Here is a 21,324-nt window from a genome sequence, read left to right as displayed (position 1 = left end):
CGGCCGCGGTGTGGCGGCCGGCCGCGTCGGTAGGGTGCGGTCATGGATTCGCGGCGGTGGGGTCTGGGTTCGGGGCTGTTGATCGGAGCCGGAGTCGCGGTCCAGGGGCGGATCAACGGTGAGCTGGGGGCGCGGTTGCAGGACGGCGTCGCGGCGGCGGTGGTGAGCTTCGGCAGCGGGTTCCTGGTGCTCGCGGTGGCGGTGCTGTTCAGTTCCCGGCTCCGGGCGGGCCTGCGTACGGTTCGTCGCTCGGTCGCCGCCGGCGAACTGCGGCCCTGGCAACTGCTGGGCGGGTTGTTCGGCGGCTTGTTCGTGGCGAGCCAGTCGCTGACCGTCGCCGCGCTCGGAGTCACCGCGTTCACCGTCGCGGCGGTCTCCGGTCAGCTGCTGAGCAGTCTGCTCGTGGACCGGCTCGGGGTGGGCCCGGGTGGCCGCACCCCGGTCACCGCGGCGCGACTCGGCGGGGCGGTGCTGGCGGTGGGGGCGGTACTGCTGGCCGGCTCCGGCGGCCCGGCGCCGGATTCACTGCGCACATCGTCGTGGCTGGCAGGCGTCCCGGGACCGCTGCTGCTGCTCCTGCCCGCGGCGGCCGGCATCGGGCTGGCCTGGCAGCAGGCGTGGAACGGCCGGATCGGGACGACCGGTAGCCCCTTCGCCGCCACGGTGATCAACTTCGCCGTCGGCCTGCTGGGCCTGCTGATCGTGGAAGCCCTGGTGGTGGCCGGGACCGGTGGGCCGGCCGGATTCCCGCGCGAACCGTGGTTGTACCTGGGCGGTGTGATCGGGGTGCTGTTCATCGCCGCCGGGGTGCTGGTGGTGCGCTGGGTGGGGGTGCTGCTGATGGGGCTGAGCACGGTGGCGGGCCAGCTGACGGCATCGCTCGTCCTCGACTGGGCGTTGCCCACGGGTGCGGAGCTGTCGCCGGTGAAAGTTCTCGGGTGTGTGCTGACCCTGACCGCGGTGGTCGTCGCGGCCAGAGCGCCGGTTCCGGGGGAGCGCGAGGCGGTGGGCTGACCATGCGCCGGGCCCCGGTTATGGGATATATCCGGGGCCCGGCGGGGTCGTATTCGGTCAGTGGGTGGGGCGGAAGTTCCGCAGCCGCAGACTATTGCTGACCACGAATACCGAGGAGAACGCCATGGCGGCGCCGGCCAGCATCGGATTGAGCAGGCCGGCCATGGCCAGCGGGATCATCGCGACGTTGTAACCGAAGGCCCAGAACAGGTTGCCCTTGATCGTGCCCAGGGTGCGGCGGGCGAGGCGGATGGCGTCGGGGGCGGCGGTGAGGTCGCCCCGGACCAGGGTGAGGTCGGCGGCCTCGATGGCGATATCGGTGCCGGTGCCGATGGCCAGGCCCAGGTCGGCCCGGGCCAGGGCGGCGGCATCGTTCACGCCGTCACCGACCATGGCGACGCGTTTGCCCTCACCTTGCAGGCGTTCGATCACCGCGACCTTGTCCTGCGGCAGCACCTCCGCGATCACTTCGTCGATACCGACCTGCCGGGCGATGGCGGCCGCCGCGGTGGCATTGTCCCCGGTGAGCATGATCGGGGTCAGGCCCAGCGCCCGCAGCCGGGAAACCGCTTCGGCGGAGGTCGGTTTCACCGTATCGGCGACCACGAGCACCCCCCGTGCGCGGCCGTCCCAGCCGACCGCCACCGCGGTACGGCCCTGGCTCTCGGCTTCCCGCAGAGACTCCCGCAGCGCCTCGTCGAGGTGCAGTGCGTAGTCGGCGAGCAGACCCGGCCGGCCGACGATCACGGCGTGGCCGTCCACCACGCCCTCCACACCCAGTCCGGCATTGTTGCGGAAGCTTTCGACCGGGGACAGCCCGGTTGTCCGTTCCCGGGCACCGTCGGCGATGGCACGGGCGATCGGATGCTCGGAGGAGTCCTCCAGCGATCCGGCCAGCCGCAACACCACGTCGGCGTCTTCGCCGGCGGCGGCCACCACATCGACCAGCGACATCCGGCCGGTGGTCACGGTGCCGGTCTTGTCCAGGACGACCGTATCCACCTGGCGGGTGGATTCCAGCACCTCAGGCCCCTTGATGAGGATGCCGAGCTGGGCGCCGCGCCCGGTACCGACCATCAGCGCGGTCGGTGTGGCCAGGCCCAGGGCGCACGGGCAGGCGATGATGAGTACGGCCACCGCCGCCGTGAACGCCGCCGCCACCGAACCGCCGGTCCCGAGCCAGAACCCGAGCGTGGCGACCGCGAGCGCGATGACGATCGGCACGAAGACGCCGGAGATGCGGTCGGCCAGCCGCTGGGCCTGCGCCTTCCCGGTCTGCGCGTCCTCGACCAGTTTCGCCATCTGCGCGAGCTGGGTGTCCGAGCCGACCCGGGTGGCTCGCACGGTGATCCGGCCGCCCACGTTCACGGTGGCGCCGGTGACCGTGTCCTCGGGCCCCACCTCCAGCGGCACCGATTCGCCGGTCAGCATGGAGACATCGACCGCCGAGGCGCCGTCAGTGATCACGCCGTCGGTCGCGATCTTCTCGCCCGGCCGCACCACGAACCGGTCACCGACGGACAGTTCTTCGACAGGTATCCGCTGTTCGGTCCACTCGTCCTGACCGGTCCGGCGCAGGACCGAGACCTCTTTGGCGCCGAGTTCGAGCAGGGCCCGCAGCGCCGCGCCGGCCCGCCGCTTGGACCGGGCCTCGAAGTACCGCCCGGCCAGGATGAAGGTGGTGACCCCGGCCGCGGCCTCCAGGTAGATGCTGCCGGTGCCGTCCATCCGGGCGATCGTGAGTTCGAAGGGGTGCGTCATCCCCGGTGTACCGGCGGTGCCCCAGAACAGCGCGTAGATCGACCAGCCGAACGCGGCCAGGGTGCCGAGCGAGACCAGGGTGTCCATGGTCGCGGTGGCATGCCGCAGGTTGGTCCAGGCCGCTCGGTGGAAGGGCAGCGCGCCCCACACCACGACCGGCGCGGCCAGCGTCAGCGACAGCCACTGCCAGTTGGTGAACTGCAACGCCGGGATCATCGCCATGGCGATCACCGGCACGGTCAGCACCAGTGAGATCAGCAGCCGGGTGCGCAGCCGGTCGGCGGGATCGGCCGGCTCGGTGGTGGTGTCCGGTTGCGCGGCGGGTGGCTGCGGCAGGCTCGCGGTGTAGCCGGCTTGTTCCACCACCGCCACCAGGTCGGACGGTGCCACGGTGTCCGGGTAGTGCACCCGGGCCTTCTCGGTGGCGTAGTTGACCGTCGCGGTCACGCCGTCGAGTCTGTTCAGTTTCTTCTCGATGCGATTGGCGCAGGAGGCGCAGGTCATCCCGCCGATGACCAACTCGACCTCCGCGGTCGGGATATCGGTCTGCGCGGTGTCCGGTGCAGTCTGTGTGCTCATCGTTGGCTCCGTTGGCCGCGGGTCAGTGCCCATGGCCGTGTCCGGGGGGTTCGGGGGCGGTCTGCGCGTCGGTCGGGGCGGGCCCGCCGGAGTCTCCGGCGGTTTCCGCGACGGGCACGGTGTACTCGGCGCGGTGCACGGCCCCGCCGTGGCGGAACTCGAAGAACAGCCGGTAGTCGCCCGTGCCGGGCGCTGTCACCGCGAAGGTTACGCCCGGACCGGCCGGGGTGGTCCCGTCACCCGGGCGACCGGCCGGATGGACGTGGAGATAGCCGAGGTCGGCGGTCCGCAGCGCCACGAGATGACCGTACGCCCCCAGATAGGGCTGAAGGTCCGTCACCGGCTCGCCATCGCGGGTGACGCTGAAGGTGACCTCGGTGGCGCGCCCGGGAGCGACGGTGCCGTTGAGGGCGACGGTATAGCCGTCCACGGTGACGGTGGTGTTCGGGTTCGGCAGTGGGCGCGGCGTGTACTGTCCGGCGACCCGCAGGTCGGCTCCCAGTGTGAAGGGTTGCCCGTCGGCGGTGACGAAATCGGCGAAGACGCGATGGTCGCCGGCGCGGGTGAGATCGACCGGGGTGCTCCAGGTGCCGTCCGGTCCGAGCGTCGGGTGCAGATGCTGGTAGCCGGCGGTATCGCGGCGCACCAGAATCAGATGCAGATCCTTCTCGTGGTTCGGGGTGTACCGAGTCACCGCCCGCCCCGCGCTGTCCTCGATTCGGAACCGCAGGGTCGCCGCGCGGGCGGCCGTGGTGACCGGATCGGCCAGGACCAGGGTGTACCCACCTTCGCTGCTGGTCAGCCCACCGGGGGTCGTTTCCGCGGCGGGTTCACCGGCCGCGGTGTCGTGGGTTTCCGGCTCGCTGTCCCCGGGACCGGCCAGGGCACCGACGCCCAGCGCGACCCCGAACAACGCGACGAGTCCGAGCGCGAACCCGGCGAACTTTGTCGGCGTATTCATTCGATGCTCCGTTTCCGTGGAGGCTCCGGCGGCTCTCCGCCCTCCCGCTCTCCAGTTGCTACGGTACCCCCCTAGGGTATTTTGTCAACACGGCAGGTGGGAGCTGGTCCCGAAGGTGACCACCCCCGACAAACCGCCCCCGCGACCGATCCATGCCCCCTCGCGAGCCCCCATCCCGACCCGGACATCGAATGCCGGCGCGACCCTGTGCGTGGAGTTCTGCGAGACACCTCCAAGGGGCGAGGCCCGTCTCGTTCCTTGGCCGAAGGTGCTCGATGGTCTCCGTCCATGGACGGCCCACCGCACATCGCATGCGCCGGAGGCGCGAGTCCCGAGGCCGAAACGGCGAGACCAAGGGGCCTCGACCCCGCGACGCCGCAGGCGCCGAAAACACAGCACCTTCGCGGGCGGGTTCGCGTGTCGGGTTTTGCGGGCGGGCCCACTACTCGGCCTTGGTGAGCGGAGCGCGCCGTGATCTTGGTGGGCGGGCCCACATCCGCCTACGGGGCCGGGTACCCGACCGGCCCGGCCCCGTCCGGGAAGCGCGCCCGAACTCGCAGGCGCCGGAACCTACGGGCGCTGAATCCGCCGCCGGGCGTACTCTTCGGCTTCCAGGACCGCCGCTTGCTCCAGCGTCGGAGCGCTGCCACCCAACCGGGCCGGGACCCACGGCTGCCCGGCGGGCATCGGGTAGCCCTCTTGGGCCGCCGCCAGCAGTTCGTTCATCCGGCCGCGTAGCGCGGTGGTCACCTCGTCCACCGAACCCGAGGCGACCAGCGGTGCACCGATGCGGATGTGAACCGGGAAATTGTGCCGGCCCAATTGTTTCGGGAACCCCTTGGTCCAGATGCGGTGTGCTCCCCAAATGGTGAGCGGGATGATCGGGGCCCCCGAATCCAGTGCCATGCGCGCGGCGCCGGATTTGAATTCTTTCAACTCGAAACTGCGGCTGATGGTGGCCTCCGGGTAGACCACGACCAGTTCACCGTCGCGCAGGGCGGCGACCGCCCGGCCGAACGATTCCGCGCCGGCGGTCCGGTCGACACCGATCGCTTTGCAGTGCTTCATGAGAAATCCGACGATCCCGTGCTCGAGCTCGGCTTTCATCATGTATCGCACATTGCGGCCCGACCGGCGTCCGACGACCCCGACCTCCATGAAATCCAGATAGGAGGTGTGGTTCACGGCCAGCACCGCGCCCCCGGTGCGCGGGATGTTCTCCTGGCCGCGGATATCGAGGCGCACGCCCTGCGCGAAGAAGACCGTGTGCACCAGCCCCGCCAGGACATCGAAAACCGGCTCCCGCGCCATCGCAACTCCTGCTCACTACCTGCGGGTCTCCCGCTGCTCGGCACCTACCCGCCGGCGGTGGATCGACGCTATGCGCCGGCGTCGTCCTGGTCGGCGAGACCGGCCCGTTTGCGGGCGGCCGCTCGTTCCGCGGCTTCGGCGGCGTCCATCGCATCGGCTTCTTCCAGGGTAGGCGCACCACCCCCGAGCCGGGCCGGAACCCAGTACGCGCCGGGTTCGTGGGTGTAGTTCTCCTGCAGGCCGCGCAGTAGCTCCTGCATGGTTGCCTTCAGTTCGGCGGTGAGTTCGGCTGCCGGTTCGTAGGGCTGGATCGGTGCGCCGACGGCGATGGAGATGGGGGTGTTGGTGCGGCCCAGCCGTTTCGGACGACCCTTCGTCCAGACCCGCTGGGCGCCCCAGATGGTGATCGGGATGATGGGGACACCGGCCTCGATCGCCATCCGGGCGGCGCCTGATTTCAGATCCTTGATCTCGAAACTGCGGCTGATGGTGGCTTCGGGATATACGCCGACCAGTTCGCCGCGCCGCAGATAGTCCACGGCGGCCTTGTACGAGTCGGCGCCCGCGGCCCGATCCACCGGAATGTGTTTGAGGGCTCGCATGATCGGCCCGGAGATCTTGTTGTCGAAGACCTCGCTCTTGGCCATGAACCGGATATAGCGTTTGGGGGTGCGCACCGGCAGGCCGGCATAGGTGAAATCCATGTACCCGGTGTGGTTGACGGCGAGCACGGCGCCCCCGGAGGCGGGAATGTTCTCATCGCCGGTGACGGTGAACTTCAGGCCTTCGAGAAAGAAGACGGTCCGGGCCAGGCCGATGATCGTCCGGTAGACGGGTTCCACAAGTCCGCTAGCGTAGTCGCTGCCATGATGACCGGCAGCGTCCGGCCCGCCCGCGCGCGCCGCGGCCCGCCGGATCCCGGGCCCGGCGTGGTCCGGCCGGATCCCGGTCTCTCGACCGAACCGCTGTGTACCGCAAGAAAGGTGATCGTCGAAGTGGAACGCGCCCGTCCCGTACCGTTGCGCCGAATCGGCCGTGAGACCGCGCGACGCGCCAGCGTTCGAGGGCTCGCCGTGGGGCTCGCGGTATCCGGAGTGCTGCTGGGCACCGGATGCGACTCGGTATCCGGAATCCCGGGCGACGACGCCGGGAGCCCATCGGTGCAGGCGTCCGACGGCGACGCGCCGGGTACCGAGCAGCGGGCCACCTCCGCCGGCGCTCCGCCGTCGGCGCCCGCATTGCCGCCGGTCCCCGCCGACGCTCCCGCGGTCGGTGCGGTCCCCGGAGTTCCCGATGCCGCTCCCGCCTTGCAGCGGTTCGCCGCCGACCTGCGGTCGGCGGATATCGCGACCCTGCAGAACACCTGCTGGACCATTCCGCCGCTCACCGTGCAGACCATGTACACCGACCGCGACGCCGTGCTGAACGCGCTCGCCCAGCCGGGTACCGCAGTGGACGGCACGCTCACCTGGACCGACGGGATCACCACGGTGACCGTGGACGAGCACCGGGTGGCCGCCGGATATGCCTGCGGCCGGGTGTCCCCGGTGGGTGTGGAACCGGTTTACGACGCCGCCGACGCCCGGCACACCGTGCGCCGCTATCTGGCCCGCTCGGCCGGGCAGCCGCTGGACCCCGCCGACCTGGAGGAGCAGTATCCGCTGGTCTGCGCGGCGGCTCCGGCCACCTGGGATCCGGAGGGCACCGGCGCGCCCGTGGCCGCGCCGCTCGCCGAGAATCCCGGTACGCTCGGCACGATCACCGGGTTCACCGATCAGCAGATCAGTTCTCAGCCGCTCACGGCCGGATATATGGCCGTCGCGGTGCCGGTGACGAATGCGTCCGGAATCACGCAGAACCGGACATTTCTACTCGAACAGGGTGATGGCGGCTACTGCATCGGGGATATCTCGTCCTGACGCACTACCCTGGAGGGCCGTAAACGGTCAGGAGGAGCGAGCTCGTGCAGATCACCAGCGTCGGACATGCGGGATTCCATATCCGGACCGCGGCCGGTTCGATCCTATGCGATCCCTGGGTGAACCCCGCGTACTTCGGGTCCTGGTTCCCGTTCCCGGACAACACCCAGCTCGACTGGGAGGAACTCGGTAACTGCGATTTCCTCTACGTGTCGCATCTGCACCGCGATCATTTCGACGCCGCGCATCTGGCCGAGTACGTGAACAAGGACGCGACCGTTCTGCTGCCCGACTACCCGGTCCCGGATCTGCGCCGTGAGCTGGAAAAACTGGGTTTCCACAAATTCTTCGAGACCGAGGATTCGGTCAAACACAAGATCAACGGGTCGATGGGTATCGGCGGCGGTGATCCGGCTGCCGAACTGGATATCATGATCGTCGCGCTGCGCGCGCCCGCGGACGGCCCGATCGGTGATTCCGGGCTGATCGTCTCCGATGGTGAAACCACCTGTTTCAATATGAACGATGCGCGGCCGGTCGATATGGACGTGCTGCACGAGGCGTTCGGCACCATCGATATCCACCTGCTGCAGTACTCCGGCGCCATCTGGTACCCGATGGTCTACGACATCCCGGCTCGGACGAAATCGAATTTCGGGAAGCAGAAGCGCCAGCGCGGAATGGACCGGGCTCGCAGCTATATCGAACAGGTCGGCGCCACCTGGGTGGTTCCCTCCGCCGGACCGCCGGTTTTCCTCGACGACGAACTGCGCTATCTCAACGACGACCACGGTGACGAGGGGAATATCTTCCCCGATCAGATGATCTTCCTCGAGCAGATGCGTGAGCACGGGCACGACCGCGGCGTGCTGATGGTGCCGGGTTCGGTGGTCGATGTGCGCGGCGCCGAACTCGAACTGGATCACCCCTACGATCCCGACACCATCTGGAACGACAAGGCCGCCTACATCGAGAAGATGGCGCAGCGGCTGGCGCCGGTGCTGGTGGCGGAGAAGAAGACCTGGGCGCCCGCCGAGGGCGAACCGATTCTGGAACCGCTGCAAGCGCTGTTCGAGCCGATCATGGCCCAGAGCGACCTGATCTGCGACGGCATCGGCTACCCGGTCGGGCTCGTGATCGGCGAGGAGACCGTGGTCCTGGACTTCCCGAAGCGCACCGTGCGCGCGCCGCTCGAGGGCGAGGGCAAATACCGTTACGGCTTCCGGATCGCGCCCGAACTGGTGCGCACCGTGCTGCGCGACAACGAACCCGACTGGGTGAACACCATTTTCCTGTCCACCCGCTTCCATGCGTGGCGGATCGGCGGCTACAACGAATATCTGTACACCTTCTTCAAATGTCTCACCGACGAGCGGATCGCCTACGCGGACGGCTGGTTCTCCGAGGCGCACGACGATTCGGCCTCGGTGGAGGTGGTCGGCTGGGAGATCCAGCGCCGCTGCCCGCACCTGAAGGCGGATCTGTCGAAATTCGGTGTGGTGGACGGCAATACGCTGACCTGCAACCTGCACGGCTGGCAGTGGGATCTGGAGTCGGGTCGCTGTAAGACCTCCAAGGGACACGAGCTGCGCTCCCGGAAGGTTTCCGAAGCGGCGGGGTAGCACGGTGCGGCCCATAGAACTCGGTCCAGAACGCCCGAGGACTTTAGGAGAATCCCGCCGGCCCGGCCCTGGTGGTCGATTCGGCGGCGTGGGGGCCCTTTCTCGCTGCCGTCGCCCGGGGCTGACTCGGATACCACCGCACTCTCTTACCGGGCCACCGACCCAGCAGGGATGTCGTAACGATCGGCGGTCGTTGGGCCGGGATCCGAATTATTCGGCAGCAGTGCCTGGAGTCGGTGGTGGCTACGGTCCGAGCAGCGCGGCCGGTATACCGCAACGCCGTCGGGCCTGCGGTAGGCGTAACTTCCGGTGGTGATCACAGCCGCGGTCCGGCTCCTCGTCGACAACCCGTCGTCGATGATCGCTCACCATCCTCCATTACCTGTCGACGGATTCCTGGGCTGCCGTTTGTCACGTGGTAGGTGGCATACCTGCCTGCGGTCTGTGGCCGGCAGGGTTGCGCCTACCTGGATTGCTCGACGACCTGTACCATAAACCGGTACCATTCAGTGGCGACACAGGGAAGGGAGCCGGCCGATGACCAGCATGTCCGCCAGCGAGGCGCGGGCCAACCTGTACCCGCTCATCGAACAGGTGAACGACGACGCCGTCGCCGTGCATATCACCAGCCGCAAAGGCAACGCCGTCCTGATCTCCGAGGACGAGTACAACTCCCTTCGCGAGACCCTCTACCTGATGCGTTCGCCCGCGAATGCCGCGCGCCTTGCGCAGGGTATCGCCCAGTTGGAGGCCGGTGATTCTGTTGAAGTGGACTTGGCGAAGCTCGCCGCAGAGCTCGAATGAAGGTCACCTTCGCGAAGGTCGCATTCGAAGACCTCGGCCACTGGATTTCCACTGATCGAAAAATGGCGTTGCGGGTCATGCGTTCGATCGACGATATCGATCGTGACCCGTTCACCGGGCTGGGCAAACCCGAGCCGTTGAAGGGCGATAAGTCCGGGTACTGGTCTCGCCGGATCAACGACGAGCACCGCCTGGTCTATGCCGTCTCCGGCGACAACATCCTTATCGCCCAGGCTCGCTACCACTACTGACCTTCATCCGGCTGTAACCAGGGTCACTCCGGCCCGAAGCGCGTTCCACCGCCCTCCGGGGTGAATTACGGCAACGGTAGAGTCACGCCATGGCCTCGCGCATTATCCGGGTCGCGACCCGGGCCAGTCCTATGGCAGTAGCCCAAGCCGAGCAGGTCGCGGCCGGTCTGTCCGAGTTCGGTGTCGAAACCGAACTGGTGAAAGTGACCTCCGCCGGCGACCGCTGGATGGGTGATCTGGCGAAGCTCGGCGGCAAGGGGGCTTTCGTCAAGGAGATCGACGACGCGCTCCTGGAGGACCGGGCCGATCTCGCCGTACATTGCCTGAAGGATATTCCCGGCGATATCCCGATCCCGGAAGGTATCGCGTTCGCCGGTTTCCCGGAGCGCGACGATGTGCGCGACGCGATCATCACCAAGGACGGCCGGCCCTTGGCCGAGCAGCCACCGGGGACGGTGGTCGGGACCAGTTCGGTGCGCCGGGCGGCGCAGTTGCGCCTGCACTATCCGGGGCTGGTGATGAAACCGCTGCGCGGGAACATGAACACCCGGCTGGAGCGGTTGGAGGACGGCTACTGCGATGTGCTGATCGCCGCCGTCGCCGGGATGTATCGCATCGGCCGCCAGGACCGGATCACCGAAATACTGCCGCTCGAGGTCATGTGCCCGCCGATCGGCGCGGGCGTGCTCACGCTCGCCTGTCGTGCCGACGACGACGAGGTCCGCGAACTCGCCGGGCACCTCGATCATGCCGAGACCCGCCGCGTCGCCGATGCCGAACGCGCCATGCTGCACGCCCTGCAAGGGCACTGCAATTCCCCGATCGCCGGGGTCTGCGTGATCGAACCCACCGGTCGGCTGTCGTTGCGCGGTAAGGTGTTCGATCTCGAGGGCACCCGGTGGCTGGATTCGCAGCACTGGGGCGTACCGGAGGATCCGCAGGCCCTCGGTTTCTTCGTCGGCTCCGATTTGCTGCGCCAGGGCGCCCGGGCGATCATCGACTCCATCCCGCACTGAGTTCGCCTGTCGTGGACAGTCGGCCACCGATGAGGTGGCGACCGGCGCAGTCGGCGACGTAGTAACGCTCGGCGCCGACATTCGCCGCGGGCTTCTTCAATACAGCAGGTAGAGCGTTCGCGGGTGTTCGATCGGCGGTATCTCGTGCACGGCCGTTCAGCTCGGGTCCGACCCGCGGATGGCGCCGAGCCAGGTGCCGGTCGCGGCCGCCACACACATGGCGGCAACGAACGCCCCGGTCCCGCCACCCATCACATACAGCCACAACAGGGCGACGAATGGGGCGGCGACCGCCGGCTGAGCGTCCAGTAGCAAGCGGCGGGTGATCTTCGTGGTAGTGGCCACCCGGGCCTCCGCGTCCGGGGCCACGCGCGTCGGATTGTCGACCAGACGGCCGGGCGGTTCGGTCTCCCGGGCCCGGCCGGCCGGGAGTACCCGGAACTCGCGTGGTCCACTGGGCAGCTCGGTGCCGCCGGACTCGGGCCGCAGCACGATCTGCCGCTCGCTCAGCAAAGCCGTGCCACCGGTGAAGCCGATCAGCTCCGGTGTGAAGTACACCGGCAGCCAGCGTTCGTCACCGCCGTCACGCAACTCCAGCCAGGAACGGCTGACCAGCTGATACTCCTGTCTCACCCGCCGCGCCGTCACTGTCGTGGCGCTTTCGGCTCGGTAGCCGACCACCCCCAGCGCCACGGCGACCCGGTATCCGCTGTATCCCATGATGCCCGCGCCGACCACCGCCAGCGCGCTGAGCTGGTCCGGATCGGCGAACGGCGCCCACGCGGTGAGTACCGCGAGGGCGCCGACGGTCACGCACAGCGGATAGGCCAGCGGATGGCCTATCCGGGAGCTCACTTCAGGAAACCGATTTTCGTGTAGTCCAGGGACGCCAGTCCGGCGGCACCGTAGTTGGCGAGATTGTCGCGGACACCGACATTGCCGGCCGACTGCACCAGCGGGATCGAATGCCCCTCGGCCCAGACCGCCTGGTCGACCTGATTGGCCAGTTCGACGGCCTTCTGCGGATCCAGCTCGGTCAGCGTCTTCTCGATCAGATCGTTCAGCTCGGGCGACCCGATACGGCCGTAATTGCCCTGCAGATTATCGGGGTAGTAGCCCCAGATCTGCGGGATGCTGCTCAGCGGGAACGCGTCACCAATCCACACCCACTGGCCCACATCGAAATTGCCGGGCTGGATGTTGTCGGTAAAGAAGCCACTGCCGGGTTTGGTCTCGATGACCAGCTCGATCCCTACCTGCCGCAGATTCTGCTGGATGATCTGCGCGACCTGCACCCAGGTCTTGTCGTTGTACATGACATCGCGGATCACCAGTTTGCGGCCGTCCTTCTCCCGGACGTCCCCGTTCAGCGTCCAGCCCAGGGCGTCGAGTTCCTGCTTCGCGGCCTCGGGATCGAAGGGCAGGCTGTTGTCCTGATAGCCCTTCTGGCCCTGGATGAAGATGTGGTTGTTCAGCGGCTGCGGGTCGTTCACCAGGCCGTTCTGCATGGCCTTGGCGATACCGGCGCGGTCGATCGCCTTGATGATGGCGACCCGCAGTTTCGGGTCCTCCAGCAGCGAGCCCGGGGCGCCGTTGAAGGTCAGATGCGACCAGCTGTTACCGGGAGCGCGCCGGATCGCCACACCCGGTGTATTGCGGGCGGTCTGCATATCGTCGCGGGTGGCCAGGCCGATGGCGTCGATCTCGTTGTTGGCCAGCGCCGGCACCATCGCTTCGCTCGACAGTACACTGAAGGTGATGGTGTCGAGTTTCGGCGTCGCGCCCCACCATTTCGGATTGCGGCCCAGCACGATCCGGCCCTGGCCGCGGTCGGTGGACTGGATGACGAAGGGGCCCGAGGTCTTGCCGGGCGCGTTGCGCCAGGCCTCGTTGAACGCCTCCGGCGTCGCGGTGGCCTCCTTCGGCAGCAGCATGGAGTTACCGGAGAACTGACCGGCCCAGTCGGCGTAGTGGCTCTTGAAGGTGATGACCGCTTGGCGGTCGTCGGCGCCGCGTTCGACCTTCTCGATCCGGTCGAAGCCATTGGTGTTCCCGATCAGGAATCGCGGGTCCTTCCCGCTCAGGGCGTTGGCCTGCGATGAGATGTCCTCCCAGGTGATGGGGGAGCCGTCGGACCACACCGCCTTCGGGTTGATGGTGTAGGTCACCTGCTGCGGTTCGGTGTTCGTGAGCTCGACACTGGTGAAGAAATCGGTATTGACCGAGATATTGCCGGCCGCGTCGGTGGCGAACGCGCGGGGCAGCATCGGGCGCATGATGCCCGCCGACTCACCGTCGGAGTCGATCTGCATCGGGTTCCAGTGCTCCGGGAAGGATGTCGTGGCCAGTCGCAGATTGCCACCGTCGCGCAGTTCGCTCACATCGTGCGGGTTGATGTCGTTGACTGTGCCCAGTTCGGCGACCGCGCCCTCGGGTGCCCCCGAGTCGTTCGCGCCGCACCCGGCGGCGAGCAGCGCGACGGCGCACAGCGGCACCGCCAGCCGTGCCCCCAGTGATCGAATCCTCATGGCCGATACATCCTTCCTGCCGGTGGGTCCGGAGAACCGTCCGTCAACCCTCTACCACGGGTACGGGCACGGCATCGATCAGCGATCGTGTGTATTCGTGGCCCGGATCGCCGAAGATCTGTTCCGCCGGTCCCGCTTCGACGATCTTGCCCCGGTACATCACCGCGATATCGTGGGCCAGATTGCGCACCACCGACAGATCGTGGGAGACGAAGAGGTAGGAGAGTCCGCGTTCGGCCTGCAGGTCGCGCAGCAGATTCAGCACGCCCGCCTGGATCGACACATCCAGTGACGACACCGGTTCGTCGAGCACCAGCAGTTCGGGGTCCAGTGCCAGTGCCCGCGCGATGGAGATGCGCTGCTTCTGGCCGCCGGAGAAATCGCCGGGATAGCGGTCGGCGTGTTCCGGGCGCAGGCCCACCTGCCGCAGCAGGTCCGGCACGCGTTGCGCGATCTCGGATTTCGGCCGCTTCGCGATCCGCATCGGCTGGGAGACGATATCGGATACCGGTAGCCGCGGATCGAGTGAGGCCGTGGGGTCCTGGAAGACGATCTGCAGTTTGCGGCGCAGTTCCCGGCGCTGCGCGGCGCTGAGGGACGCGGTGTCGTGCCCCATGATCTCGATGGCCCCGGCCTGCGGTTTCACCATGTCCAGGATCTGGGTGAGCGTGGTGGATTTACCCGACCCGGATTCACCTACCAGGGCCAGTGTGCGGCCGGCGCGGACCTCGAAACTGATCCCGTCCACCGCGCGGACCTCGCCCTTGCGGCGGCGCAGGATGACCCCGGAGGTGATGGGGAAGGTTTTGACCAGATCCGTCACTTTCAGCACCGGCCGCGGATCCGTCGCGGGGGGCTGCGCCGGTTCGCCGATCTCGCGGCGGTAGGCGTCGAACAGGGCCGCCGAGTCGATCTCGCCGGTGCGGATGCACGCGGCGCGGTGGCCCGGAACGGTCTCGGCCAGCGCCGGTTCCGCGGCCCGGCAGTCCTCGATCGCGACCGGGCAGCGCGGCGCGAACGAACATCCCCGCGGCAGAGCGTGCATGGCCGGGGGCGCGCCGACGATGGGGATCAGCGGTGCGCGCGGCGGACCGTCCATTCGCGGGATCGAGCCGAGCAGGCCCACCGTGTACGGCATCCGGGGGGTTCGGAAGATCTGCGCGGTGGTCGCGGTTTCCACGATCCGGCCCGCGTACATCACGGCCACGCGATCGGCGAGGGTGGCCGCGATACCCATGTCGTGCGTGATCATGACGACGCCCGCGCCGGTGATATCGCGCGCTTTACGCAGCAGGTTCAGGATCTGCTTCTGGACCGTCACATCGAGTGCCGTGGTGGGTTCGTCGCAGATGATGAGCGCCGGATCGTTGGCGATCGCCATGGCGATGACCACCCGCTGGCGCATACCGCCGGAGAATTCGTGCGGGAATGCCTTCGCGCGCAGTTCCGGATCGGGGATACCGACGAGGTCGAGCAGTTCTACCGCGCGTTTCGCCGCGTCGGCCCTGCTCGTATTCCCGTGCGCGAGCAACGCTTCGGCCACCTGATCGCCCACCCGGTACACCGGAGTCAGCGCCGAGAGCGGATCCTGGAACACCATGCTCACCGCGCTACCGCGCAGTTTCGACAGTTCCCGGTCGCCGAGGCCGAGCAGTTCTCGCCCGCGCAGCCGGATCGAGCCGGTGACCCGGGCCTGTTCGGGCAGCAGCCCCATCACGGCGAGGGAGGACACCGATTTCCCGGATCCCGATTCGCCGACGATCGCCAGCACCTCACCGTCGGCAACGGTGTAGTCCACCCCGCGGACCGCGTCGACGCGGCCTTCTTCGCTGGGGAACGAGACGCGCAGATCCGATACCTCCAGCAGGGGCGCGCGGCCCTGGCCGGAACCGGACCCACCGGGTACCGCCCGGTCCGCCGCCGATTGCACCGTCGTGGTCTCTCCGGTCATGTCCGCGCTTCCTCCGCCTGCCGGGACTTCTCCGCTGCCTTGCGCGCCTTGCGCGACGGCCGGGACCGGGCGCGTTTCGCGCCGGGATCGAAGGCGTCGCGCAGGCCGTCGCCGACCAGATTCGCGCAGAGCACGGTGATGATCAGCAGACCGCCCGCGAAGAGGAACAGCCAGGGATAGGTCATGGCGGAACTGGTGCCGTTGGCGATGAGCGTGCCCAGCGAGACATCCGGCGGTTGCACCCCGAAGCCGAGGAAGCTGAGCCCGGTTTCGGCCATGATCGAGGCGCCGACGGTGAGCGTGGTGTCGATGATCAGAATCGAGGCGATATTCGGCACGATATGGGTGAGGATGATCGTCCGGGTCGGTGCGCCCATATAGCGGGCGGCCCGGACGAATTCGCGTTCGCGCAGGCTCATGGTCAGCCCGCGCACGATTCGCGCGCTGATCATCCAGCCGAACACGCTGAGCAGGATGATCAGCAGCACGATCGAGCCGCTGCCCTTGGTCCGTGGCGCGAACAGGGCCACGATGATGAAACTCGGTACCACCAGCAGCAGGTCGACCACCCACATGAGGGTCCGGTCGGTCCAGCCGCCGAGCAGTCCGGCCACCGCGCCGGTGACGGCGGCGATGGTGGTGGAGAACACGGCCACGCACAATCCGATGATCAGCGACTTCTGTAGCCCGCGCAGGGTCTGGGCGAGCACGTCCTGCCCGATCTCGGTCGTCCCGAAGGGATGTTGGGGGCTCGGCGGTTGCAGCAGCGCGGTGTAGTCGATGTCCTGATAGTCGTAGGGCAGCAGCGACGGCAGTACGAAACTGGCCACGAACATCAGGATCAGCACCGCGGCGCCGACCAGCGCGGGTTTGTTGCGCAGGAACCGGCGCAGGATGAGTTTGCGCCGGCCGGAGGCGGCCGGCTCGGGCGCCCCCTGGACCAGGATCTCGGTTTCGTTGATACTCACGCTGTGTCCTCGGGCATGATCGGGAGCCCTACGTGGTGACGCTCCGCTGCCGCCTCCGGGCTCGTCCCGATCATGCGGCGTCCTCGGGCATGATCGGGAGCCCTACGTCGTCACGTTTCGCTGCCACACCGCTCATCCCACACGCACCCGGGGGTCGAGGATCGCGTAGACGATATCGGAGAGCAGGCCCGACACCAGGACCACCAGGCCGGCGAACGCGGTCACCGTAGCGACCACGTAGATATCCTGGGCGTTGATGGAATCCACCAGCCATTCCCCGACGCCGTGCCAGCCGAAGATCTTCTCGGTGAAGGTGGCGCCGGTGATCAGTCCGCCGAGGCTGTAGGCGAACAGCGTGGCCATCGGGATGAGGGCGGTCCGCAGACCGTGTTTGTAGAGGGCTCGGTTACGCGTGAGGCCTTTGGCCCGGGCGGTCCGGATGAAATCGCTCTGCAGGACATCGAGCATGGCATTGCGCTGGTAGCGGCTGTATCCGGCCATCCCGCCCAGGGCCAGGGTCAGCGTGGGCAGCACCAGATGCTGTAGGCGGTCGACCAGCTGGGCGCCGAACCCCTCGACACTGGTCGCCGATGTCTCGCCGGTATAGAGGAAGATCTGCGTGCCGGTGGCCGAGTTGATCTCGAGCGCGCCGAATTTCAGCAGCGTCGCGAGCAGGAACACCGGCGTCGACAGAATGAGCAGTGAGACGACGGTCGTGAAATAGTCACTGAATCTGTACTGGCGGATCGCGCCCGCCGCGCCGATCAACACGCCCAGCACGGTGCCGATGATCGAACCGAGTACCAGCAGCCGGAGACTGACACCGACCCGCCTGCCCAGTTCCTCGCTCACCGGCTGCCCGCCCAGCGTCTCGCCGAAATCGCCGTGCACCACACCGGTCATCCAGGTGACGTAGCGCTGCGGAATCGGCTCGTTCAGATGGAGTTCCTCGGCCTTGGCGTCGATCGCCGACTGCGGCGGTCGCGGATTGCGCTGCTCCAGGCTGTCCAGCGGCCGGAAGGTCAGCGAAGCGAGGCTGAAGGTGAGAAAGGACGCCAAGAGCAGCAGCACGACGTAATTGAGCGCCCGTCGTAGCAGAAAGCCGGCCATCGTTCCCCTCGATATCAGGTGTAGCCCCTGATCATAGGGAGCGATCCCACGGGATGCGCGACAGGCAGCATGAGCGAGTCAGGCCCGGAGGCGGCAGCGGAGCGTGACCACGCAGGGCCCTCGCTCATGCACAGAAGGCATGCCTGCTGCGTGTTCGCCCCGCGAACGGGTACGCCCGCCGAGGCGCCGCGGCCGACCCAGCAGAATGGAACGGGTGAGCGCAACGCGGCAGACCCGACCGGAACTGGTGGCCTCCGATGTGGACGGCACGCTGATCGATCCCTACGAGCGGGTCTCGGCGCGCACCCGCGCCGTGGTGGGGGCACTGGTCGCCGACGGAGTGCCGTTCGTACTGGCCACCGGGCGGCCGCCGCGCTGGATCGCCCCGGTGGTGGCCGGGCTCGGTTTCGCGCCGCTGTGCGTATGCGGAAACGGCGCCGTGCTCTACGACGCCGGGACCGACCAGATACTCGGGGCTTCGGTGCTGGATGTGGAAACCCTCGCCTGGGTCGCCGATCTCGCGGAGAAAGTGCTGCCCGGGTGCGGGCTGGCGGCCGAACGCATCGGCGCCAGCGCGCACGATGCGGCCACCCCGCAATTCGTCAGCTCACCGCAGTACGAGCACGCCTGGCTGAATCCCGACGACACCGCCGTGGCCCGTGACGAGGTGATCGACACCCCCGCGATCAAGATGCTGATCCGGCTACCCGGCGCCCGCAGCGGCGATATGGCGGCGACCCTGACCGCCCATACCGGCGACCGCGTGGATATCACTTACTCCACCGAGCACGGCCTGATCGAGATCTCCGCACCCGGCGTCACCAAGGCGTCGGGGCTGCGGATCCTCGGTGAGCGGCTCGGGGTCGATCGCGCGGATATGGTCGCGTTCGGCGATATGCCCAATGACATACCGATGCTGCGCATGGTCGGGCTGGGGGTCGCGATGGGGCACGCGCATCCGGAGGCGCTCGCGGCCGCCGACGAGATCACCGGGACCAACAGCGAGGACGGGGTCGCGCAGGTGCTGGAACGCTGGTGGCCTCCAGCGGAGTAACCGGGCGGCCGCGGATCGCCCATGGGAAAGACGACCGCGCCGAACCGTGCGAGGCACGTTTCGGCGCGGTGGGTGCGTGGCGTCAGGCGGCGGGTGAGGGCGGCGGCGCCGGGCCGGCCTGGGCGGCGGGTGCCGGTGCGTACTGCGGTACCAGTGGCTGCTCCTCTGCCGGGGCGGCGGTTGCGGGCGGCTCCGCGACTTCCGGGGCCCGGCCCGTGAACCGAGGGTTCGGGCCCCCGACTTCCGTGCCGGGGTCTGCGGCCCCGGGAACCTGGCCCGCGATCTCGGGACCCGGGCCCGCGACCGGGGGCACCGGTCCGACGACCTGCGGGGCCGGGCCCGCGCCGGGCACCGCCCGCGGGGCGGCGCCCGGCTGTCCCGCATGCGGTTGGGCCGTGCCGGGCTGTGCGCCCTGCCCCTGCAACTGCTGCTGGTAGGTGTCGTTGTAGGTCTTCCAGACGGTGGTGACGATATCGGCCGCCCGGTCCAGGATCAGCGAGCCGTTCTGGAAGTCCGTGCGCAGCCCCTCGGGCACCTGGTAGGCGTCACTGAGCGGCAGGCCGAGCACCCCGGCGTCGGCGCCGAGTTCCAGGAACCGATCCAGCACCTTGCCGACGACCTCGTGCACCTGGCCGTCCGGCGTGGTGTAGACGTATCCGTTCACGAATTTCGCGTACTGCTGGCCCTCGGCGGCGGGCAACGGTTCGGAAGCGGCCTGGCCGAGCGGCCCGTCCGGACCACCTTTGGACACCCAGTACTTCGCGATCACATTGTCGTTCACCATGGTCAGCAGCTTGGCGGTGAGATCGGCCAGTGCGGCCAGATCCGAGCGGGAGGCCTGGCTGCGCGGTGTGGACGACCGGGTCGCCCCCGCTTCACCGGCGGCTATCGTGCGGATCCGGTCCATCTGCGCGTAGGCGGCATCGCCGGGGCAGCTGGTGTTGCCCACGTCGCGATGCGCGAAGACCACCGGCAGATGCACCTCCTCACCCTGCGCGTACGGGGTGAACTCGGTGCCCTCCGAGTACATGGTGGTCTGGCCCTCGGGATCGAGGCCGGCGATCCGGGCGCGCCAGCCGATGAACTTGCCGGTGGCTTCGATCGAGGCGTCGGTGGGCTGTTCGACCTGGTAGTCGCCCATGATCGCGACCCCCGAGGTGTTCTCGTTGAAACCGCCCGCGTGCGCGCCCTGCACCGGTTTGTCCAGGCCGCCGTACCGGCCCTCGAAGATCTGCCCGTACTTGTCGACCAGCGCGTTGTATCCCATATCGCACCAGCCCAGGGTTTGGGAGTGGTACGCGTAGATGGCGCGGACGATCCCGGCCGATTCGGATTTGCTGTAGTCGTTGCGGCCGGCCGTGTGGTGCACGGTGATCCCACCCAGCCCGTCGTCGTAGGTGGGCTCCTGGCAGCGGATCGATTCGTCGGCGCCCCACTGGTCGCGGGTGATGACCCGGGGGCCGCCGCCGGGCAGGGCGGCGGCGATGTCCTGGAGTTGATCGTCGACCGCGCCGCGACCGGGATCGATCAAGACGGCGGTGAGATCGGGAGGCTGCTGCTGCCCACCCGCCGCGGCGGGTGTCCGCCCGAGCGGATCGCCCTCGTACTGCTGCGGTTTGCGGGTGACGAGCACCTGCACCGAGGTGGTGTTGCCGACGTAGATGGGGTCGGTGCCGGTGGACCCGCCGGCCGCCACGCCGTCGGCGCCGTCGATCGGGTTGGCCTCGTACCACTGACCCCAGCCGCCGTCGGGCTGTTCGGCTCGGATCATGACGGTGGTGTTCGCCAGGTCCGGAGCGGTCAGCGCGACCATGCTGAAGGGCTGTTCCCGGTTCAGTTCCTTGACCTGCGCGCCGACCGCGTCCATGAATTCCGGTGGAATGACCCCGGGGGTGAGCGCGGGGGTGTCCGCGGCCGGGGTCCCGCCCTCGGTCACGAAACCCAGACCGGGCTGTCGGCCCGGGAGCCGGCGGCCCGGATCGGTGGGCGTGGTCGTGCCGTTCGGGGTGACGCCGGGCACGCCCAGTGCCTGCAGATCGGCCAGGCGCAGATCGGGCAGGTTCAGGCCGGTCAGCTCACCCAGCGGCAGCACGGTGTCGGGGGCATCGCGCAGGGCGAGTTCGGAGAGTTGGGGCGGCACCGCGGTGAGTTCGATCTGGTCGGTCGATCCGCCCAGGTCGGTGACCGTGGGCAGCAGGATCGGGCCCGCTACCGCTACTAGCGCGACAACCGGCAGTACACAGGAACGCTTCGGTTTGCGGTAGGGCACGAGCTTCTCCAATCAGGGTTGCAACCAGTGATCGGTGAGCAAGTCATGCTTGCGAACTTCAGTCCCACGGATCACACTAGCCACATTCGTCACAAATCTAAACCTGAGGTTGAGGCTTTCCTGTTCGCTCGAATGTAGCTCCCGGAGCGTGGCCGGTCGAAACGACATGCCGACGTCGTGCCGAGTCGAAAGCGTCCGGGCTGACG

The 21,324-nt window shown here is 68.2% G+C and carries 17 protein-coding genes; 7 read left to right on the top strand and 10 right to left on the bottom strand.

The genetic code is table 11. From position 1 onward, the window contains the following. Positions 1-42: 42 nt before the first annotated feature. Positions 43-1,014, top strand: coding sequence for a DMT family transporter (locus tag ABZV91_RS07070; RefSeq protein WP_355236684.1), 972 nt, complete (start codon positions 43-45; stop codon positions 1,012-1,014). 57 nt (positions 1,015-1,071) lie between these two features. On the opposite strand, the gene ABZV91_RS07065 is transcribed toward ABZV91_RS07070, so the two are convergent. The 4 genes from ABZV91_RS07065 to ABZV91_RS07050 all read right to left on the bottom strand — a co-directional run bounded on the left by ABZV91_RS07065 (position 1,072) and on the right by ABZV91_RS07050 (position 6,468). Further along, complete coding sequence (locus ABZV91_RS07065) at positions 1,072-3,354, bottom strand: heavy metal translocating P-type ATPase (protein ID WP_355236681.1); 2,283 nt, start codon at positions 3,352-3,354, stop codon at positions 1,072-1,074. A 22-nt stretch (positions 3,355-3,376) separates the two neighbouring features. Further along, the gene (locus ABZV91_RS07060) at positions 3,377-4,315 is read right to left on the bottom strand and encodes a hypothetical protein (RefSeq protein ID WP_355236678.1); all 939 of its coding nucleotides are present in this window, start codon (positions 4,313-4,315) and stop codon (positions 3,377-3,379) included. A gap of 570 nt (positions 4,316-4,885) precedes the next feature. Beyond that, on the bottom strand, positions 4,886-5,626 hold the full coding sequence (locus ABZV91_RS07055; RefSeq protein WP_355236675.1) for a lysophospholipid acyltransferase family protein: 741 nt from the start codon (positions 5,624-5,626) through the stop codon (positions 4,886-4,888). Positions 5,627-5,694: 68 nt separating this feature from the next. After that, positions 5,695-6,468: a lysophospholipid acyltransferase family protein gene (locus tag ABZV91_RS07050; protein ID WP_355236672.1), complete on the bottom strand. Its 774-nt coding sequence runs from the start codon at positions 6,466-6,468 to the stop codon at positions 5,695-5,697. A 24-nt stretch (positions 6,469-6,492) separates the two neighbouring features. Between ABZV91_RS07050 and ABZV91_RS07045 the strand changes: the two genes are divergently transcribed. The 5 genes from ABZV91_RS07045 to hemC all read left to right on the top strand — a co-directional run bounded on the left by ABZV91_RS07045 (position 6,493) and on the right by hemC (position 11,238). After that, on the top strand, positions 6,493-7,545 hold the full coding sequence (locus ABZV91_RS07045) for a hypothetical protein (protein WP_355236669.1): 1,053 nt from the start codon (positions 6,493-6,495) through the stop codon (positions 7,543-7,545). 44 nt (positions 7,546-7,589) lie between these two features. Next, positions 7,590-9,167, top strand: a complete 1,578-nt coding sequence (locus tag ABZV91_RS07040; protein ID WP_355236666.1) for a Rieske 2Fe-2S domain-containing protein — start codon at positions 7,590-7,592, stop codon at positions 9,165-9,167. A 537-nt stretch (positions 9,168-9,704) separates the two neighbouring features. After that, a complete protein-coding gene (locus tag ABZV91_RS07035; RefSeq protein WP_355236663.1) occupies positions 9,705-9,971 on the top strand; it encodes a type II toxin-antitoxin system prevent-host-death family antitoxin in 267 nt (88 codons plus the stop codon). Beyond that, positions 9,968-10,222 carry a Txe/YoeB family addiction module toxin gene (locus ABZV91_RS07030; RefSeq protein WP_355236661.1) on the top strand — a complete coding sequence of 85 codons (255 nt, stop codon included), beginning with the start codon at positions 9,968-9,970 and terminating at the stop codon, positions 10,220-10,222. The genes ABZV91_RS07035 and ABZV91_RS07030 overlap by 4 nt, the downstream gene beginning before the upstream one ends. An 89-nt stretch (positions 10,223-10,311) precedes the next feature. After that, positions 10,312-11,238 carry a hydroxymethylbilane synthase gene (hemC, locus tag ABZV91_RS07025; protein ID WP_355236658.1) on the top strand — a complete coding sequence of 309 codons (927 nt, stop codon included), beginning with the start codon at positions 10,312-10,314 and terminating at the stop codon, positions 11,236-11,238. Positions 11,239-11,394: 156 nt separating this feature from the next. Here the strand turns inward: hemC and ABZV91_RS07020 are convergent, their stop codons facing one another. From ABZV91_RS07020 to ABZV91_RS07000, 5 genes are all read right to left on the bottom strand, one after another. Further along, positions 11,395-12,093, bottom strand: a complete 699-nt coding sequence (locus ABZV91_RS07020) for a hypothetical protein (RefSeq protein WP_355236655.1) — start codon at positions 12,091-12,093, stop codon at positions 11,395-11,397. Next, positions 12,090-13,766 carry an ABC transporter family substrate-binding protein gene (locus tag ABZV91_RS07015; protein WP_355236652.1) on the bottom strand — a complete coding sequence of 559 codons (1,677 nt, stop codon included), beginning with the start codon at positions 13,764-13,766 and terminating at the stop codon, positions 12,090-12,092. Before ABZV91_RS07015 ends, ABZV91_RS07020 begins: the two co-directional genes overlap by 4 nt. Positions 13,767-13,809: 43 nt before the next feature. Then, on the bottom strand, positions 13,810-15,717 hold the full coding sequence (locus ABZV91_RS07010) for an ABC transporter ATP-binding protein (RefSeq protein WP_355236649.1): 1,908 nt from the start codon (positions 15,715-15,717) through the stop codon (positions 13,810-13,812). Further along, entirely contained in the window at positions 15,714-16,679 is a 966-nt protein-coding gene (locus ABZV91_RS07005; protein ID WP_355236895.1) for an ABC transporter permease, read from the bottom strand. Before ABZV91_RS07005 ends, ABZV91_RS07010 begins: the two co-directional genes overlap by 4 nt. Before the next feature lie 138 nt (positions 16,680-16,817). Continuing rightward, positions 16,818-17,795, bottom strand: a complete 978-nt coding sequence (locus ABZV91_RS07000; protein WP_355236646.1) for an ABC transporter permease — start codon at positions 17,793-17,795, stop codon at positions 16,818-16,820. Positions 17,796-18,000: 205 nt separating this feature from the next. Between ABZV91_RS07000 and ABZV91_RS06995 the strand changes: the two genes are divergently transcribed. Next, positions 18,001-18,849: an HAD family hydrolase gene (locus tag ABZV91_RS06995; protein ID WP_355236643.1), complete on the top strand. Its 849-nt coding sequence runs from the start codon at positions 18,001-18,003 to the stop codon at positions 18,847-18,849. An 82-nt stretch (positions 18,850-18,931) separates the two neighbouring features. Here the strand turns inward: ABZV91_RS06995 and ABZV91_RS06990 are convergent, their stop codons facing one another. Further along, positions 18,932-21,118: an N-acetylmuramoyl-L-alanine amidase gene (locus ABZV91_RS06990; protein ID WP_355236640.1), complete on the bottom strand. Its 2,187-nt coding sequence runs from the start codon at positions 21,116-21,118 to the stop codon at positions 18,932-18,934. Positions 21,119-21,324 lie beyond the last annotated feature (206 nt).

Source organism: Nocardia sp. NPDC004568 (assembly GCF_040609955.1).
In the GTDB taxonomy this organism is placed as follows: Bacteria; Actinomycetota; Actinomycetes; order Mycobacteriales; family Mycobacteriaceae; genus Nocardia.
Note: the sequence above shows the minus strand (reverse complement) of the source record. Positions and strands in the feature narration are given on the sequence as shown.